The following is an 18916-nucleotide window of genomic DNA, read 5'->3' on the forward strand; positions in this document are numbered from 1 at the left end:
AATATTTCAACTCCAAAGATTAGCCTTAAAAACTTAAACCTTAATCTAAAAAGCTAAACTTTACCCCCCCCAAAAAAGCAAAAATAAATGGTATTTTATTTTTTAAAAGACAAGCTATTAGCAGAAAAATTTTTACAAAATTAATCCAAATGAATTCCTCCTAATTGGTGAATATATCAATTTTTCTAGCGCTATTCACCAATTACTTGGAATATTATTAGAGACCCCTAGAATCCATTGCCTCATCTATCTAAAAATCAAATATAAGAACTCCTTGCAATTTTAAATCTAAAATAATCTCTTATACATTGAACACCTGTTTACAAATTAAAGCATATTCTCTAATTTGTTTTTATCTATTGAGCTTATAGACAAAAACAAATTACTATCTATTAATGCAAACAAAATTAAGTGTGGCCAAAAATATATTTGGTTTTAGAATTAATGCTAAAAAACTGAAAATTGCTTACTCTTAATTGTCAAGCCCAAGAAACATTATATACAATTAAATACAACTAATTAAAAACACTTTTCCAGTTAACACACCCTACAATCTACATCAAAACTCAACCACATTCATTTAAACCTCTAAAGCTCACAGTCAAGGCAATCTAAAATATTATCGAAACAGCACTAATGAATTTATATCTACTATTACAAAATTTGATTTCAATTTTTTTATACTTAAAATAAAACTTAAAAAAGCTCGCATAATCTAAAGCGATATATTAATGATAACCCTAAAACATCTAAGAATCTAAAAAAAGCTAGTAAATTGTAAAAGCAAATTATATCTACAATTTTTTAAATTAACGTATAGAAAATTTTTTGCAATTTCTATTTGAAAAACTTAACAATTGTTAAAATAATAAAAGGCATTAAAAGATATATCAGTGGATACACTACATTTTAGTAATAGCTACAAAGAAAAAGGGAAAAACATAGCTATTTAAAATAAAAAGTTGCTTAAAACAAAAGTCAAAAAGGGAGAATAGCACAAGCGAAGAATATTTGCAAAAGGCAAATTTAAATGCTAGAGAAATCATAGAAATAGTAAGTTTGAAGAAATGAATCTTATATTTAATTTAAAATGCTTTTAACTTGTTTAATATATCAATATTTTATATTACTTAAAACCTTGCATCAAAGCAAAAGAAAACCTAAATTCTTAAAAAGAATAGATAAAGCAATTACTAATCTTGTATATAAACTTCTAGTAAAAATAATATAAGAATTTTCAAGCCAATAATAAGAATAGTAATACTTGGTTATATAGATAAAATATTTTTCTATATAAGCTAAAATATACTTGTTTTTAAATTATTATTTTTAATAACTTTAAAAAGCTAAACCTACGGGTTATATGTTGACACTATAAAATTTTTTAAATTATATGCCTCGTGAGCTTTTTCTCTAAATTGATTGTGAAGTTTCTTTACATGAGATTTAAGCTTATTAATATCTGTTTTTATAAGATCTTTATTATTTTCATAATCCAATATAAGTTGTTTTGACATTGCTGAGACAGTTTCTATGATAAGATAATATGTCAAACAAATTTTTAAGCGTCTTTAAATCCGAAATATCCAGATTATTTAGCTTATCTTTTTTAGGGTGTAAGTGGTCACTTGCTGTGTCAAGAACTCCCCCAAGAGTGCCAAAGTCGACTAATATATCTTCCTCTGATGCTAGAATATAATATCAGAGAATTCCTTTAATTCATCAATATCTAGAGCGCTTAAAATAGTATAGGTATGCCTTCTAGATCTTACAGATCTTTCAGTATTGGCAGACATCACTTCAGTCCCGCTTCCCCAATGCAATGCCTTAAAAGCCTGTACCCCATATTGATCCTTAGGTTCTTCTTCCATTTTTTTATATATTCTTCTTTATATACGTAAGCTGTTTCTATTGAATTTTTTAAATCATTAAGTAGTGTATTTTATATTGCTATATTTGGGTCTTCTTCTATGCTGGGCTTATTATATGGATACTTAATGTCTTTTTGATCAGTATTAAAATCTGTACCGCAAGCTAATAATAGAAAAACAAATATATTTGCAATTATATGATATTTCACAAATACTCTCCTTTATACCATTCCTTATTTATACTTATTATAAGCAAATATTTAATTTGATTTAATATTTAATATTTAATATTTAATATTTAATATTTAATTAATAAAATTAAATATTTTTAACTTAAACTTTTTTTAAAATCTATTTTATATATTCTTGATTAATTTTTATAAATTAATATACTAATTTAATATCCCAATTCAAAAATTTAGATATGCTTGCTCATTTTAATAAAACAAATTCACTGCTCTTTAAAACCCTTTGCAGATTCCTTAATTATTCTTAAATTCTTTAGATTTTTCAGATATTTTTTCAATTTTTATAAAAACTCCTCTAGTTTATTTAAATCTTCGATTTTAATTTTGACAGTTTTGAAAATTTTGGCTCCGATCAACAAATTTATTTAAATTTTATCTCTTAATGTCGATCTAAACCCTTTCTTAAATTAACAACAAAATTTTCTATTGTAAGTAAATCATTGAGTTTATTTTAAATTTTTATTGTTTTGATAATCTAACAAATCTGTTTTATAGCCGTTGAAAAACAATTGTCTTATAGATAATAATTGTTCAAGAGAATTTTTGGCATTTTTTAAATCTGAGATTTTTCCCTTATCTAAACATCTTTTTTAGAAAATGGGTGATTAATTGATTTTTTCAAGTTCAATAAGCTTTGTCATTTTAAATCTTAAAAAAATCACTAGAATTGGGGAATTTGCAATATTTTGCTTAAATTTCAATATTTCATCATATAATTTGTCTTTTTGAATAAAATCTCTTATAGCTTTAAGCAATCTTTAGTTTAAAACCTTTTATAAGCACATCTAAAGCATTAGAGTTATAAACTATTTCTGATACCAATCTCGATATCCAAACCATATAATAGAATCCCAAGCACATAGAGCCAGCCCCCAAAATACAAGGAATTAGAATCAAGCAACACATAAACCATTTCAATAACTTCTAAGTATAAAATGCTAAAGCATTAATTTTGCTATTGCTTAAACTATTTTCGAGCATGCATCTGTATTAAATTTAAGCTTGTTTTTTTTATTAATGGTGTCATCTTTTGCATCCTTGTCAAATACAATTTCACTTTAATTTTAATAAAAAATAAAATATTTAGACTCACCAATGGGCTTCAGTGCCCGCATTAAACCTAAATGTTTAATTAAAATTTTTAGTTATTCCCAATGCTTTTTCTATCTTGCAATCACTTTTAAAGTTCTTTCAAGATAGTTTCTTTTTGCACGTTACTTAAACTTACATTCAAATAATAGGGTAAGTTGCTTTATATATCTTTATTTTTTTGATTTTTGTATTTGAGTGTTGATATTATTAGTAATATTAATTTAAACTTTACTCTTAACTAAAAGCTTATTTTATTGTTAAAAATAAAACACAAACAATACCCTATAAATAGTTTAATATTGCAATATTATTTAAACTATAAAAATATGCAAATAATAATTTATAAATTAATAAAAAACATATAAGGGAGCTTTCTTAATGAAAATCAAAAATATAGCAAACATATTAATATTTTTTTTATCTGTAGTTTTAAATAGCTGGGGAAATGAGTCAAAAATAAATACCCCAAATGAAAATTCTCAAAGTAATATTTTAATAATCTCAGCTACAAAAGCAGAAATAGAAGAGATAAACAAGATTATTCAAAACAAAAAATATATTTCAATAGAAGAACATAGAAGAAAAAAAAAGATTGCCATTGGGAAATTAATGGATCATAATATAATCACCATAGCTACAGGAGTTGGAAAAATAAATACGGCCCTTTGGACAAGCTATATTATATCAAAATATAAAATTAGTCACATAATCAATGCTGGAGTTGCTAGTGGAATTTATAGTGATAAAAACAAATTTATAAAAATAGGAGACGTTGTAATATCTACAGAAACAACAAGTTACGATTTTGATCTGCATAGATTTGGATATGAAATTGGACATGTTCCAGAACACCCTAAAAAATTTAAAGCAAACACTGCTCTTATAGGGAAAACTTCTAAAATAAAAATAAACAATATAACCTCATATATGGGCTTAATAATTACTGGAGACCAATTCATTGATCATCAAACTTTTCAAGAAATTCCAGAAGAATTTGAAAACGCAATCGCAATAGACATGGAAGGCGCCGCAATGGCTCAAGTAGCATACGGCTTTAAAATTCCCTTTATAATCATCCGGGGAATATCTGATATAGTTAATAATGAGAATAATTATGATGATTATAAAAAATTTTTAAAAAAAGCTTCTTCTAGCTCAGCAAAAATAGTAGAAAACTTAATTAAGTTAATGTAACTTAATTAAGTTTTTAATTAGATTTTGTATTTTTTTTGTTTTTTCATAATCTTCTTTAAGTTTGATTATAGCGACTTTTAGTAGCTGTACTCATCTCTTACACTTTTATTCCAGAATTATAAAATTACCGTCTTCTTTGCTTATAACAATTATTAGAGCTCCTTGCTAAAATCAATATAAAAGGAATAAAGTAATGCTTAGTATTTTTTGCCTTATCAATAGAATAAATCTCTTCAATGAATACTATTTTATAACAAGATCTCTACGCTGTGCTTGATTATATCTTTTTTTGATTATAATCCCTCAGTAAGTAATATCTTTATTAAAATAACTACCCCCAAATACTTAAAAGCTAAATTATTAATCCCCTTGATACAAAAAGCTTAATTTTAATAATTTATTTATTACACAGTTAACACAACATTGTAAAAACACAGATTTTCTAATTAAGTTTTAACTTGTTGGCATAGGTAGCCTTTGGTGCTAGATAAATAGTATTAAGACATTTTTCATAATGCACAATAGTTAAAGCATTAGAATTGCATTATATATTAATAACAATTATTATTGTTTAATTTAGGAGTTTCAAAATGAAAAAAGTAGTATTATTAATATTGATGAGCTTAATCAGTTCGTGTAAATGGTACGAAAATAAAGCCGCAAAAGAAGTGAACAAAAATAGCTTGATGGCCTTAACAGCTGGTGAGCAAAACTTAAATGAATTAAGTGAAAGAAAAATAAAAACATTAAGTACTCAAGATCTCTTAACATTGGCGAGTGAAGCCAAAATCGATGCTGAAAAGTCCAATGAAGAGGTTAATTCTCAAAAGAAAAGCAAAAAAAATAGTAAAAATATTGAAGTAAAAGATACTCCTAAGCTAGTTAAAGCAATTAAAAAGTCATCAGAAAAGATTGATTTGGCTTTTAAGGCATTAATTGGGTCAGGCTATAACGCATCACCAACAGCTAAAAGTAATTTAGAAAATGGATTAAAGATGATAAATTTGCTAGATGAATTGTTAAAAATAGCAGTAATTAATGGAAATGACAATAGCATTAGCAAATACAATGACCTTAAAAAGGCAGTAGATAATTTCAATAATCAAAATTCATTAATAAAGGTATATTTAAAAAATTCAAGCAATGAAGATAAAATTGAAGCTAAAAAATGCATAAAAACACTTATGCGCAATGTTGAAACATATTTTGAAGGCGTATATGATGAGCTTAAAGATGAAAATAAAAATGGGCATAACGGCATATTAACAACTCTAAATGAGGCAATTGGTAAAATAAAAAATTCGGCAATGACCATACATGTTTGTTTTAATATAGATCAATTTTGAAGGCTTTTTATATCTAAAATTTTTCCTTAATTGAGTTAAAGTGCACAATTAAAAAAAATAAAAATAAATCTTTAAGATATTGCATAAAGGATTAATTTGCTATGTCTTGTTGGCAATTCTTTTATAAGCAACATTCCAACAAGATATCAATATACAAACACCAAATATGAAAATATGCTATTTAGAAAGAAGAAAAAGTAAAAAAGATAAAATATTTTAAACCGCCTTCCACTATGCTAAACTCCAATTAATCTACATGGCTTAATGATTCACTTTACATGGCTTTGCATTCCAAAAAAGAGCGCTGCCTTTGACATTATATATCAATTTAATTTTTTTGGATTTTAGGAAAAACATGATTTACCATGCCATATCCCTGTAATTTTGACAAAATCGTTAAAATACTGTAAAAGTATTTGCACTATTTATATTTTAGATAATAAAGCCTGCCTATAAAGAACTCATATTTTTAATCCAAATTGAAAGGCCTAAAACATACAATCATAATCATTGCTAGATTCATTATTTCTAAAAAAGATCGCCATATTTTTAATTATATCAACTATTGAAAAAAGGTTTTAGAATAAAAGGGTAAAAACATTAATAATCCACCAGCAAACATTTGCAATAATAGCATCACAAGTTTAAAATTAAAACATATATGTTGAGTAAAAATCCAAAAATCAGATCTGTTTATAGAATATTTATAACCAGTTATTGCTACGAGTCACAAAATTCAAAAAATAAAAGAATCAAACTGCTATAATAATTTTAAACAGTTAGGAAGAGTTAATATGATTAAATTCCCTAAAAACCATATATCAAAAATACATATCATAAAAGAATATGAGGATGTTACTATTAAGTGGGATAGAGAATACTCATTATTTAGAAAACTACATGGTAAAAATAAAACACTTGAAGATTGGTTAGAATATACCCAAAAAGAAGAAAATCAAAAAATTAAAGAATTTGCAAATAAATTTATCAAAAAAAGAAAACCGAAAATATAAAAATCGCAAAGAAGAATTACAAAGCATAAATAAAAGTTATATAAATCGGTTACAAAAATACTGCATTGACATTTAAGATCTTGCAAAAGAGTTCTCTCGGGATATTTTAAAATAGAAAAAATTAAACGCTTTAAGTATAAATGAGCCTATAAAAAGATTATAAAATAGAGAATTTGAAAAAAATAGTAAAATTTTGTTTTACTTTATAATAGTAATTTGAAATTATAAAGTAAAAAATGAATTTTTCAAATAAAAGGTGTTTATATATAAAAGACCTTACAAAAGAAAATATCTAATTTGGCATAAAGGTTTAAAAAGATATTTAAAAAATAAAGAATTTTTTATAAGGGAATAATTTGAATAATAAAATGGTAAATATTCTGACAATAATAAGGGATAATATATCATACCGTATGTCAGCATTTATTACTAAAAAAGACTTTAAATTAAAATGAATCGGGCCCTGGGTGGTTAATATTAAAAATAAGAATATTTTAATATTAACCCAAGACAAAAGAAGATTAATTTCTGATAGATCTAAAAGGAAATCCCCTTCTAAATAAAAATTATTTTATCTAAAAAAGATCAAATAAGAATAAAAATTAAAAATATAATAAGTGGGCATCTAAAATTTGATTAATGTTTATAAGTATAAAAAAACAAAACAATGTAAATTTAATCCTATTAATACAAGATGAGGATATTATTTTTTATACAAATTATACTTGTTAACAACAAAATACATTATTATGTTGTATGATTTCTAATATAATAATAGGCTTAATCTAAGCCAATTAAGGAGAATATTTATGAAAAACAAAATAATTTTATGTATGTGTGTTTTTTCGCTTTTAAATAGCTGTAATTTCGACAATGATACTGAAGCAGCAACAAAAAAACATGCTGATAAAATAAAAAACGAATATATTAATGAAATAAAAAATTTAATAGCGACAAATAAAGAAAGTATAGACAAAAACGAACTGCTACAAGCTAAACCGGCAAATCAAAAGCCTGCAAGCAACAAAAATGAGGAGAAGGCTTTCAAGATAGATAGCAGAGCTTTCGACTTTATAAATAGTTTTTTAACAGATGATGAATTCAACGAATTTGAAAAAATATTTCACAAACCAAAGCTACAATCGCCCGGCAAGATATTAAACAGCATAGCAATTTTAGAGCTTACCCTAGAGAAAACAATTAATCACTTAGACTTAAAAAAAGATGCTTTAAATAAGGCAAATACCCTAGATTTGGAAAAGATTAAAAATTCTCTTAAACAATTATTCTCTATAAGGAAATTTTTTTCAACAAGCATAAAACAGATTTTGTTAGATTATCAAAAAAATACAAATTCTATAAAAACAGAGGATTCTAAATTAGAAGAATACCTGGGCACAATATTAAATCAGTTTAATGAAAAAAATAAAGAGGTTGGAAATCTGAAGAACACTATATTATCAATATCTATCCCAACATTATGAATTAAAACTTATTAATAAGGATTTTTAAAGCAAATTAGGCCTTTAAATATAAAGGCCTAATAAAAAAGTTCATTATTTCCTATTAATATTGCCTTAATAAAACGCATTGGGATTTAAATAATTATAAAAAAGCAACCTTATTCACTTCATAAATAAAACATACTATCTCCCTAATAACAAATTTGGGAAAAATCAATCAAGGATATATAAAAATAGATCTTAAAAAAGTTTAAGCTACAATAAATTTATTTATTTTATTTAATTAAATACATAGTATTTAATTAAATAAAATATTTGCTTATAATAAGCATAAATAAATAAATATGAAACTATGTAAAGGGGGGTATTTATGAAATACCACATAATTACAACTATATTTGTTTTTCTATTTTTAGCTTGCAGGCCGGATTTTAATATCGATCAAAAAGACATTAAATACCCGCCTACTGAAAAATCAAGGCCCAAAACTGAAAGCTCTAAGCAAAAAGAATCAAAGCCTAAAACAGAAGAAGAACTTAAGAAAAAACAACAAGAAGAAGAGAAGGAAAAACCAAGAAAACAACAACTAAAAAATACACTATCTAATGATTTAAAAAAGCAAATAGAATCGGCCTACAATTTTAAAGAAAAATATGTAAAAAGCATGGAAAAAGAACCTGAAGACCATTACGGGATGACGTCTTTTAGGGGATTGAATTGGGGGCCAGGGACTGAAAGGATGTCTGACAATACCGAAAGATCTATAAGATATAGAAGACACACTTATACTGTTTTAAGCCCCCTGGATCCTCATGAATTAAAGGAATTCGCAAATATTATTCAAGATATAAATAAACTAGCATCAGTAGTAAGTATATTTAATTCTTTTAGCGCTATTGGAGGAGCTCTTGACATAGCAAGTGATCACCTATATTTCAAAAAAGACAATCTAGACAAACTAGATATGGCGGATTTAGAAATGCTTAAAAATTCATTTGAACAAATATTATATATAAAAGGAAGTGTTGCAGGAAAAGTAAAAAAACTTTTTTTAGATTATAAAAATCTAAAAACAGATATTAATAAGCTTAAATCTTATTCAAATGAACTGGTTAATGAAATTAAGCAACAAGCTCTAGAAGCAGAAAATCTAGAAGAGCTTATAGTGTCAAAATATAAACTTTAATGTTTCGCTTTTAAAATTTATTAACAATTTAAAAATGTATATTTAAGCTTTTGTGAAAAAATATTTTATCTATTTGAGTAAGGTATTACTATTAATATGCTTTTTGGCTTAGAAATTCTTGTATTTTTTCCCCTGAAAAAGTTTTAGATATCATAAAAAGCATATTCAACCCCGATAAATTAATTTATATAAACCTATATCTATCTAAAGTTCATATAAATTATAGGTTAACAATTCTTTTGTTTTTTAGTTGAAAGCCCTTAAAATATAGAATTATTTCCTCAAAGTAAACTACTTTTTCTATAAGTCTCTAATTTGTTAATTTGCTCTTTGTACATACTCTCTTCTGCTGCACTCTTATATCTCTTTTTGGTCATATGGTAGCGTTTCTAGATAATCGCGTGTTCTTGTGCGTAATTGATTTCCAAAGGTCTTTAATACCAAATAGACAGTCTTTCGGAATACTTACCTTGGCTAATCTATTTATCGACACAAATATTTACATTCTTGCTTTTAAAAATATTGTTAATAGCTTACATTAAGTTGCTAGTTAAAATACTGTATTTTTGGAATCTTGATCAAAATCAACAACTATTTCCTTATTTTCTACTTTTTTCAAGCAATGTAATAAAACTGCTCTCAAATTATCTCTTTGTGCTTGGCCGAAAACTCCGCGTTTCATATGTCCCCCAATTAACTTTTTGACCTATTTTTTGAAGAGCTCGGCAGCCACTTTGCAATATTACATAACCAATATCGTCCATTCCTATATATATAATTTTGATTTTAATGTTGCTCGTCCAACAAACCAATAATCCAATGTACTTGTTGATTACTTTTTTAATAAAAAAATATGCTTAAGTATATAGACAATTTGCTTATTGGGAATTTTTGATTATCATTTAATTCATAATTTTTGTTAAAATATAATTTTTAAAGCATTATTTTTTAATATAATTATTTTCTTAATTGAGCTTAAATTTATTTTTTATAAAAGTTTTTATTAATTTTAGTTTAATCACAGTTTACAATTCCTATTCAGTTGATATAAAAATAGCATAACATTGTATAAATATATTTTTATGCATGTTGGACAAATGCCTAAAAAACAAAATTAATTATGTATTATAATAAGTTGTTTTTGTAAAACACAAAACTTCAAAATTCAAAAACCACTATAATTTAAAATATGCATTTGAGAACTCAAATGTAATCAAGTTTACTAAAGAAAATATAAAAAGCTCTAAAGAGCACACAAAAGCTGTACTATTGGTTAAATAAAAAATACGCAATTAAAATATTTGAAGCAAACAAAGCTGATGAAGTGCATTCAATAGTATGACTCTAGAAAAAGAAAAATCACGTCAAAAAATTAAAAATAACTCGGACCATTAAAAAGACATAAACACTTTATAATTTTTTAATTATATAATTATATTAAATAACACATCTTTAAAGAAGATATACCCCCCCCGATCTTTTTTCAATCCTTGCTAATATTTTTCTTTGCTTTTAATAGTGTCTTTTCTTTAATATCTATTAATACATATTTGCTAACTAAATAAAAGATTCTTAACTTTCATAATCATTATTAATAGATATTAAATATCATGTCCAATATTATATTAAGACATGTAACTAACATCTACATTTTTATATAAGCAACTCTACGGCCAAATAGTTAATACAATATATCAATAATGTTGTCAAATTAAATTCCCAATCAATTAAAATTTAAATATTTATACCCATATCCTTTAAAATTTTTGATACCGCTATTTAATTTTTTTATAAACTTATATGAGCTTTTAAAAATTTAATTCCCTCTTATTGAATTTTCCAGATCTAAATTCAGATTATTATTAACAACTAAATTCCTCTAATGTTTTTATTCTTTAATTTAGTACATATGTAAAAAGTATCAAAAACTATTTTTACTGTCTCTTAAACAAAAAATTTTTGTAAAAGCTCAGGGCTTACATAAGTTCTCTGACCAAAGAACCTATATAAGCCCTGCTTGCCTCTCATAAAATGATCAAAAATAAATAGGTAGTTAATATGAAAATATTCTTCTACACTAGTTGTAGTATAGCTCAAATTAGAATTAAAATCAACTTGTCTTCAGGCTAAATTGCAATCTTCCCAATTATAAACATTGCAATAAATTATTAATTTTTATGATTTTTTTATAAAAGTATTTGCTTTTATTTAAATACTGTGCTATAAATGTATTTATAGAAATCAAAATAACTAGGAGTATTGATATGCAAGATACATTTATCAACCGCAAAAGCACACCTTGCCAGAATAAATTACAACACAAATTAATAGTTTTTATCTCAACGCTAAAGTATATAAACAGTAAATATAAAAAATATACCCAAAGCAATATACTTTATTACTTTAATGAAAATTTAAAAAGAAATGGACAGTCAACTGTTAAACTAAAAACAATGCAAAATTATCTTTACAAATTAGAAAAAGTACTAAAAGTTACAACTAACTACCATAAACATTTGGGAGTAAATTTTGGAACTGAAATTTATTACAAACTTAATTATCCAAAAAAAGAATGCTACCTTAAAATCAATCAACACTTTAAAGAAAAAAAAGATATAAGATTCCAAGCAAGGGTTAACAACTACCTTAAAGACAAATTTAATAAAAAGGGGAATCTAAATTTAGAGGAGTGTAATAATAATAACAATAATAATAAAGGAGAAGAAGAAAATATAAAAAACAACAAAATAGAAAAATGTCAAATAAAAAAATATTTCAATAAATGCAACTTTTTATCCAAAGAAGCTAAGTCCATTTTAAAATTAAACATTAGTAAGAATAAAACAATTGAAATAATAAAAATAGTAAAAAAAATTGAAACCAACTTAACAAAAAATAAAAACAAAGTTTGTTTTAAGAAAAAGCAAAAAATATTGAAAGAAATACTAAGCAAAACTAAAAAGCAATTAGAAAAAAAAGGACATGAAACTAAGCAACTGAAACTCAAAATCGAAAACATATACAAAAATTATAAAACCAAACCCCACTTTATTATTGAAAATAAAAAATACAAAGACCTAGACGAAATAAAGCTTAAACTAGAAAAATCAATTGAAATTAAAAAAGAAAGTATTGCAAAAAAATATATACATATAAAAGTAAATATTTTCAACATACTAATAGAACAATTGAAAAAAGAATTTGAAATAAAAACTTTAAAGCCAATTATAAAAAATTATCTAAATAGCAAAAAAAACCCAGAATATGATAAAGTGTTTAATGTCTATTATTATGAACTATTAGAAACTATAAAGAAAACGAAAAATAACCTGTACAAAGATTGTTAAACAAAGATGTTATATAAGGATAATATATGAAAAACATCATAAAATCTATAAAAATAGAGAAGCCCAGAATTAAATGTAAAAATAAAGATCGTTTCATAAAGATTGAAAAAGAAAATGATAAAACAATGTATCATACAAAAATAATGATGGATATTTATAAATTAGGAATTGATAATAAAAGAAATGAATGTCGTATATCATTAAGAACACTATTTAATCAAATGAAAGTCGAAGAGGTTCGTTTATATTCTATAAAAGAAGGGGACAAATTTTTAGGTATTTACTATGGATATAGAAAACCTATAAAAAACATTTTCGTAAAATATGAAATAAACGGAACCATAAAGTCATATGGATTATCAAAAGCACATTACATAGAATTTAGATTTAAAAAAGGAAGCGTTTTTTGTTACTTTAAGGGATTGTTTCGTTTATTAAAAAAAGAAAAAGGAAATACACCATATAATATGGCTTGTATTGATATGTTTACAAAACTAGAGAAACACGTATATGAATTTTACGGTAAAAAATATCCAGAAAAAGGAATAATTATAAGATGGATAGAAAAAAATCAAAAATAATAACAATTGCAAGCCTTAAAGGAGGTGTTGGTAAAAGCACAACTTCAATAATACTTGCAAATCTATTATCGCAAAAGTACAAAGTACTTTTGATCGATACAGATGATCAAGCTGCTACTACAAGTTATTATTATAATGAATTAGAAACAAAAAATTTCGATGTATCTAAAACGAACATAGGAAATGTTATAAAAGACGGTACAGATATTAATAAAAGCATTATTAATGTTGAAAATAATATAGCTTTGATACCTAGTTATATAACAGTTGATGAATTAAATGGAGAGTATTATTATGATAACCGGCATCTTCCAATTGAATTTTCATTAAAGACGAAATTAAATTCCATAGCAGACAACTACGATTATATTATAATTGATACTAACCCCAAAAGGAATTTCACATTAAAGCTTTCTTTAATTGGCAGTAATTATGTAATATCTCCAATGACGGCAGAAAAATGGGCAGTTGAAGGATTTGAAACATTAAGAAGGTATATAAAAGAAGTTGCTGGAATACCAATATTTATTGTTATTACAAGGTTTAAAAAAAATGTTACTCACAAGCAATTAATGGAAATAGTAAGCATGAAAAGCGGGTTTTTGGGATACATAAGCGAAAGAGAAGATTTAAATAAAAGAATAGGGTGTAATGAAAAATTTGATTTTTCAAAAGATTACATTATTGAATATAAAAAAATATTGGATGTTTTTTTGGGAAAATTGTAAAAATTGACAAACTTAATAAGTCCGGCATGCCGGACTTATTGGAAATAAGGGCAAAAATATGAATAAAAAAAACATTAATTTAAAAATTAATAAAAGAATTTCAGAAAATAATTTAAATTATATTCTTGATCAAAGCAATGAGAATCAAAGAAAAGAAGAATTTGAGCGATTAATTACACAATTAAAAAATAATATTAAATCGGAAATATATAATATTATTGATACCATGAAGATCCTTAAGAAAATAAATGATAAGAAGCTCTATTTAGAAGGAGGATATAAATCTTTTAAAGATTTTTTATCAGATTTTAAATTAGCAAAGACACAGTCTTATGAATATATAAAATTAGCCGCTGCAATTGAGGCGGGAATATTAGAAGAAAATTTTATTACCAATAATGGAATAAGGGCCTCTATAAGATTTATTAAAAATAAAACAAATGGCACAATAAAAAAATCAAAACAAAATCCAATAAAACCATTAAGATTTAAACTCAAAAACCAGGAAAGTTATGACTTTTATAAAAGCAATTCTAGGTTTGTAAGTTTTATGATGGATGAGATTTTTAAAAATAAAAAAGATTTTCTTAATAAACTTTTAAAAAAATATAAGGAATCAGAAGAACAATAAGAAAATTTTATAAGCAAGTTAATCTTTAATATTATTGAAATATAAAATATAAAGTTAGAAATTGTAAATAACTGATTTAATAAATAAGGAAATATATACAAAAAAGCAACTAAAAATTTAAAAGATCATTTACCAAACAGAGAAATTTTATTTGGTTAAAGCATTTGAAAAAATTAAATATTATCAAAGAAAAAGGTAAATTGATCTCAATTGACAATAAATTGTCAGTAATAAGCAACGGAGGATGCTTTTAATTTTGATTATAATAAATTTTGCAAAGAAGCACGCTTAATAAGCACGGTGTAATAAGTTGGGCAATATCTTGATTAGCGACAATGTGTTTTGATAATCAATGGTGAGACGAGCACTTAAAAATATTTTAGAAGGAATAGGCCATTTAAAGGAAATTTATATATATATTTAAGAGCAAGGATTTGAATAATTTATGATTTAGAGCTGTAGAATTTATTAAAATACAAAAGCAACTATTGAAAAAATGGGCAAATTAGAAACTTTAGCAGGGGCAGTGATTTATAAGGACGGAGGTGTTAATGACGATATTATATAGGCCTAAAGGCCAGCAAGGATTACTATTAATTATATAAACACTGTTGTTTAAGATTTTTTAAAAAAAGAAGTTATTTTTAAATAGCAAATATTTTATAGAATTTATATTCAAGCATAAATTTAGGAATTAAAATCAATGAGTTTACTATGAATCTTAAATTTGTTTTATTAAATTCAAAACCGCCACACCCCTATTTTTTAGCTATATAATTGGGGTTCTACGTTGTCCTCCGTTATTTTTAAGTAAAAGATATATATTTAAAGGCAGTCAGGCCTCTTTTAGGCATATTTTTTAATTAATAAATTTTGTATTTAAAGTTCTATTCCACTTATAAATATTGTCTATATCAATGATTTTTCAAGCATTGGTCCATTTTATATTCCAAATATTTTGTCTTGTCGTTAATTTATTGACATGGGAATTATAAAAAGGTCATCATCTTTTAAATTAAAAAGTAGAATAATATTAATAAATAAAAACCATCAAGCCCCCTTTTTTTTACTAATAACATAATTGCATTGATTATGGTTGTTGTTGATATTATTTTTGACTTTGTCAATGAATATGGAAAAAATAATTTTTTAAATAAAGAAATTGGTATTAGTAATTGCAATTTATTATATTTTATTTATATTTTAAAAAAAAATATAAATAAAATATAATAAAGATTTATGATAGAAAGCAAACATCAAAGATATTATTTTTATTCATTATTTTTGTCAGAACTTACAAGGACTTTGCCACATGCTGTATTAACTATTATTTTAATAAATAAAGGGTTATCACTAAAAGATATTGCTATGGTACAAATTTGTTATATGGTAGCAATTATTATTTTTGAATTTCCATCAGGTGTAATATCAGATATTTTTGATAGAAAAATTGTTTACTTGGTGTCAATTTTTCTATTAATGATTTCTTATTTTATTGTTTTTAAAACCTCTTCATTCGTGTTTATTTGTGTTTCATGGTTTATATATGGGATGTTAGCTGCTATTAGCACCGGCACGATTGACATTAGCTTTACTAAAACATATCAAAATAACTCAAAAAAGCTAAAAGCTTTTATATCATTTGTAAAAATAATCCTAAGTATTGGTGCTATTTTAGGCGGATACATTGGAAGTGTATTATATTTGTACATTGATATAAAAATTTATCTAATTTTATTATTAATATATTTGGTAGCGTCTTTAATTACAATTTTTTTTATACCAAATGATAAAAATCCACATTATAATCATGGTAAAGAAGATTTAGGTTTATATCTTATAAAGTTTAAAAAAATTGTAATAACATTATTGAAATCTAAAGAACTTTTAGAATTATTTATTTTGATTGGCTCTATTCAATTTTTTTATCAACCTTTTTATTTGTGCTGGCAAGCAATTTTTATTGACAAAACCATATCCGTTAGTATATTTGGAATTATTTATGTGCTATTTCGTTTATCAGATATTGCAGGAGCATGGGCATTTAGAAAAATTAAACATTCAAAATATGATATTTATATTATTTTAACCACAATATCTTTATTGTCAGTTTTAATAAAAATAGTTTCACATATTTACATATTTATTGCTGTAATCACATTTTTAGTAATTTTAATTGCCATTTATTCTAATAATTTAGAATATTTTTTAAGAAAAAATATAGATTCAAAGGTTTTGGGGACTATAACTTCTATTAATAGCATAATATCCCGTATATTTTCATTTTTAACATTAGCTATATGTTCGGTTTTAACTAATTTTATAAGTGCTATAAATACATTTGTTTTATTAATATTGATTTTTTGTACATTATCTATTATTGTGGTGTATAAATTTAGAAATAATAGAAAAAGATAGAAAATAGAATACTATTAACATTTTTTTAAATAAAAGATATTAGAAGGCTTTATAACTTATCTATTTTGGATTAAATCTTTTTTAAAGATCGAATTATAGTTTGCTTAATATTAAACAACATATCTTTTATCATTCATAGAGATAAATGATAAAAGATTCTTTATTTAAAGAGGGCAAAAGAATATATAGCGTGTCTAAAAAGTATAAAATTAAAAGATAAAATTAAAATCAATTTAAATAGTAAAAATCAAATGTTCACACATTTTTAGACCATTAAATCTATAATACACTTAAAACCAAAGTTTAATAAAAAATAACAAATGATTTTCCATCTAAATTCCACAGGAATTATAAGTGTAGATGAGTTTGTTAAATAGATTTATTTTGATTCTGAATATGCTTTTTATGATATCTGTAAAAACTTTTTCAGCAGAAAGAATACAAGAATTTCTAAGCCAAAAGTAATATTAATGGTGATGCCTACTCAAATAGATAAAATATTTTTCCACAAAAGCTTAAATATACATTTTTAAATTGTTAATAAATTTTAAAAGCGAAACATTAAAGTTTATATTTTGACACTATAAACTCTTCTAGATTTTCTACTTTTGTAGCTTGTTCTTCAGATTCATTGTAAAGGTCATTTAAATAAGATTTAAGCTTATTAATATCTGTTTTTAGATTTTTATAATCTCTTACAAGTTGCATTGCCCCGCTTGCGACTCTTTCTTTTGCAGACAATATTTCTTCAAATGAATTTTTAAGTTTTTCTAAATCTGACAGATCTAGTTTGTCCAGATTGTCTTTTTTGGGATATAAGCTATCAGTTGTTGTATCAAGAGCTCCCCCGATAGAGCTAAAGAAATTAAACATATCTACTACTGGCACTAGTTTATTTTCATTTATAACAATATTTGAGAATTCCTTTAATTCATGAAGACTCAGAGTGCTTAAAATAGTATAAGTATGTCTTCTAAATCTTATAGATCTTTCGGTATTGGCAGATACATCTTCAGTCCCCGGCCCCCAATTCAATCCTTTGAAAGCCTGTACCCCATATTGATCTTCGGGTTCTTCTTTCATTTTTTTTTTATACTTTTCTTTATGCTCATTAGCTGTTTCTATTTGCTTTTTTAAATCATTAGATAGTGTATTTTTTAGTTGTTGTTTTTTCTTAAGTTCTTCTTCTTCTTGTTTTTTCTTAAGCTCTTCTTCTGTTTTAGGCTTTAATTCTTTTTGCTTAGAGTCTTCAGTTTTGGGCTTTGATTTTTCGGTAGGCGGGTATTTAATGCCTTTTTGATCAGTATTAAAATCTGTACTGCAAGCTAAAAATAGAAAAACAAATATAGTTGCAATTATATGGTATTTCATAAATACTCTCCTTTATATCATTCCATATTTATTTATACTTATTATAATTAAATATTTAATTTGATTCAATATTCAATATTTAATTAATAAAATTAAATATTTTACTACAACTTAAACTTTTTTAAAATTTATTTTATATATCCTTGATTAATTTTTGTAAATTAATATCCTAATATAGTGGTACTGGTTCAACAATTTGGACATGCTTGCTTATTTTAATAAAACAAGCTCACTGTTCTTTGGATTCTTAAGATATTTTTCATTTTTTCTAAAAGCTCCTCTAGTTTATTTAAATTTTCGATTTTAATTTTGACAGTTTTCAGAATACTTTCGGGCCGATCAACATCATTTATTTAAATTTTATCTCTTAATGTCGATTTAACCTGTCTGAAATTAATAGTAAAGTTTTCTATTATAAGTAAATCTC

General features: G+C 24.5%; 15 protein-coding genes and 1 pseudogene. 10 read left to right on the top strand and 6 right to left on the bottom strand.

What is annotated here, in order from left to right:
- Window positions 1–1352: 1352 nt before the first annotated feature.
- From BSV1_RS07635 to BSV1_RS07065, 4 genes and pseudogenes are all read right to left on the bottom strand, one after another.
- A pseudogene (locus BSV1_RS07635) lies at window positions 1353–1695 on the bottom strand (CRASP family complement regulator-acquiring lipoprotein).
- The gene (locus BSV1_RS07520) at window positions 1689–1871 is read right to left on the bottom strand and encodes a CRASP family complement regulator-acquiring lipoprotein (RefSeq protein WP_012672209.1); all 183 of its coding nucleotides are present in this window, start codon (window positions 1869–1871) and stop codon (window positions 1689–1691) included. The pseudogene BSV1_RS07635 and the gene BSV1_RS07520 overlap by 7 nt, the downstream one beginning before the upstream one ends.
- Before the next feature lie 71 nt (window positions 1872–1942).
- A complete protein-coding gene (locus BSV1_RS07525; RefSeq protein ID WP_012672221.1) occupies window positions 1943–2080 on the bottom strand; it encodes a hypothetical protein in 138 nt (45 codons plus the stop codon).
- A 644-nt stretch (window positions 2081–2724) separates the two neighbouring features.
- Entirely contained in the window at window positions 2725–2874 is a 150-nt protein-coding gene (locus tag BSV1_RS07065) for a hypothetical protein (RefSeq protein WP_012672216.1), read from the bottom strand.
- 715 nt (window positions 2875–3589) lie between these two features.
- Here BSV1_RS07065 and BSV1_RS05765 point away from each other — a divergent pair.
- From BSV1_RS05765 to BSV1_RS05785, 5 genes are all read left to right on the top strand, one after another.
- Window positions 3590–4405, top strand: coding sequence for a 5'-methylthioadenosine/adenosylhomocysteine nucleosidase (locus tag BSV1_RS05765; RefSeq protein ID WP_012672233.1), 816 nt, complete (start codon window positions 3590–3592; stop codon window positions 4403–4405).
- Window positions 4406–4995: 590 nt separating this feature from the next.
- Window positions 4996–5751 carry a hypothetical protein gene (locus BSV1_RS07110; RefSeq protein ID WP_012672234.1) on the top strand — a complete coding sequence of 252 codons (756 nt, stop codon included), beginning with the start codon at window positions 4996–4998 and terminating at the stop codon, window positions 5749–5751.
- 794 nt (window positions 5752–6545) lie between these two features.
- Window positions 6546–6764, top strand: a complete 219-nt coding sequence (locus BSV1_RS05775) for a hypothetical protein (protein WP_010256964.1) — start codon at window positions 6546–6548, stop codon at window positions 6762–6764.
- Window positions 6765–7573: 809 nt separating this feature from the next.
- The gene (locus tag BSV1_RS05780) at window positions 7574–8248 is read left to right on the top strand and encodes a CRASP family complement regulator-acquiring lipoprotein (protein WP_012672228.1); all 675 of its coding nucleotides are present in this window, start codon (window positions 7574–7576) and stop codon (window positions 8246–8248) included.
- A 349-nt stretch (window positions 8249–8597) separates the two neighbouring features.
- Window positions 8598–9413, top strand: a complete 816-nt coding sequence (locus BSV1_RS05785) for a virulence associated lipoprotein (protein WP_012672220.1) — start codon at window positions 8598–8600, stop codon at window positions 9411–9413.
- Window positions 9414–9963: 550 nt separating this feature from the next.
- Here the strand turns inward: BSV1_RS05785 and BSV1_RS07445 are convergent.
- A complete protein-coding gene (locus tag BSV1_RS07445; protein ID WP_012672211.1) occupies window positions 9964–10095 on the bottom strand; it encodes a hypothetical protein in 132 nt (43 codons plus the stop codon).
- 1582 nt (window positions 10096–11677) lie between these two features.
- On the opposite strand from BSV1_RS07445, the gene BSV1_RS05795 reads away from it, so the two are divergent.
- The 5 genes from BSV1_RS05795 to BSV1_RS05815 all read left to right on the top strand — a co-directional run bounded on the left by BSV1_RS05795 (window position 11678) and on the right by BSV1_RS05815 (window position 17118).
- Window positions 11678–12760 (top strand): plasmid maintenance protein, encoded by a 1083-nt coding sequence (locus tag BSV1_RS05795; protein WP_012672213.1) that lies wholly within the window; start codon window positions 11678–11680, stop codon window positions 12758–12760.
- 26 nt (window positions 12761–12786) lie between these two features.
- Window positions 12787–13341: a DUF226 domain-containing protein gene (locus BSV1_RS05800; protein ID WP_012672237.1), complete on the top strand. Its 555-nt coding sequence runs from the start codon at window positions 12787–12789 to the stop codon at window positions 13339–13341.
- Complete coding sequence (locus tag BSV1_RS05805; RefSeq protein WP_012672212.1) at window positions 13317–14069, top strand: ParA family protein; 753 nt, start codon at window positions 13317–13319, stop codon at window positions 14067–14069. The genes BSV1_RS05800 and BSV1_RS05805 overlap by 25 nt, the downstream gene beginning before the upstream one ends.
- A 58-nt stretch (window positions 14070–14127) precedes the next feature.
- Window positions 14128–14700 carry a chromosome replication/partitioning protein gene (locus BSV1_RS05810; RefSeq protein ID WP_012672229.1) on the top strand — a complete coding sequence of 191 codons (573 nt, stop codon included), beginning with the start codon at window positions 14128–14130 and terminating at the stop codon, window positions 14698–14700.
- Between the two features lie 1239 nt (window positions 14701–15939).
- On the top strand, window positions 15940–17118 hold the full coding sequence (locus BSV1_RS05815) for an MFS transporter (RefSeq protein ID WP_012672243.1): 1179 nt from the start codon (window positions 15940–15942) through the stop codon (window positions 17116–17118).
- Window positions 17119–17679: 561 nt separating this feature from the next.
- Here BSV1_RS05815 and BSV1_RS05820 read toward each other — a convergent pair.
- Complete coding sequence (locus BSV1_RS05820; protein ID WP_012672223.1) at window positions 17680–18489, bottom strand: complement regulator-acquiring protein; 810 nt, start codon at window positions 18487–18489, stop codon at window positions 17680–17682.
- Window positions 18490–18916 lie beyond the last annotated feature (427 nt).

This window comes from [Borrelia] finlandensis, from assembly GCF_000181875.2.
Lineage (GTDB): Bacteria > Spirochaetota > Spirochaetia > Borreliales > Borreliaceae > Borreliella > Borreliella finlandensis.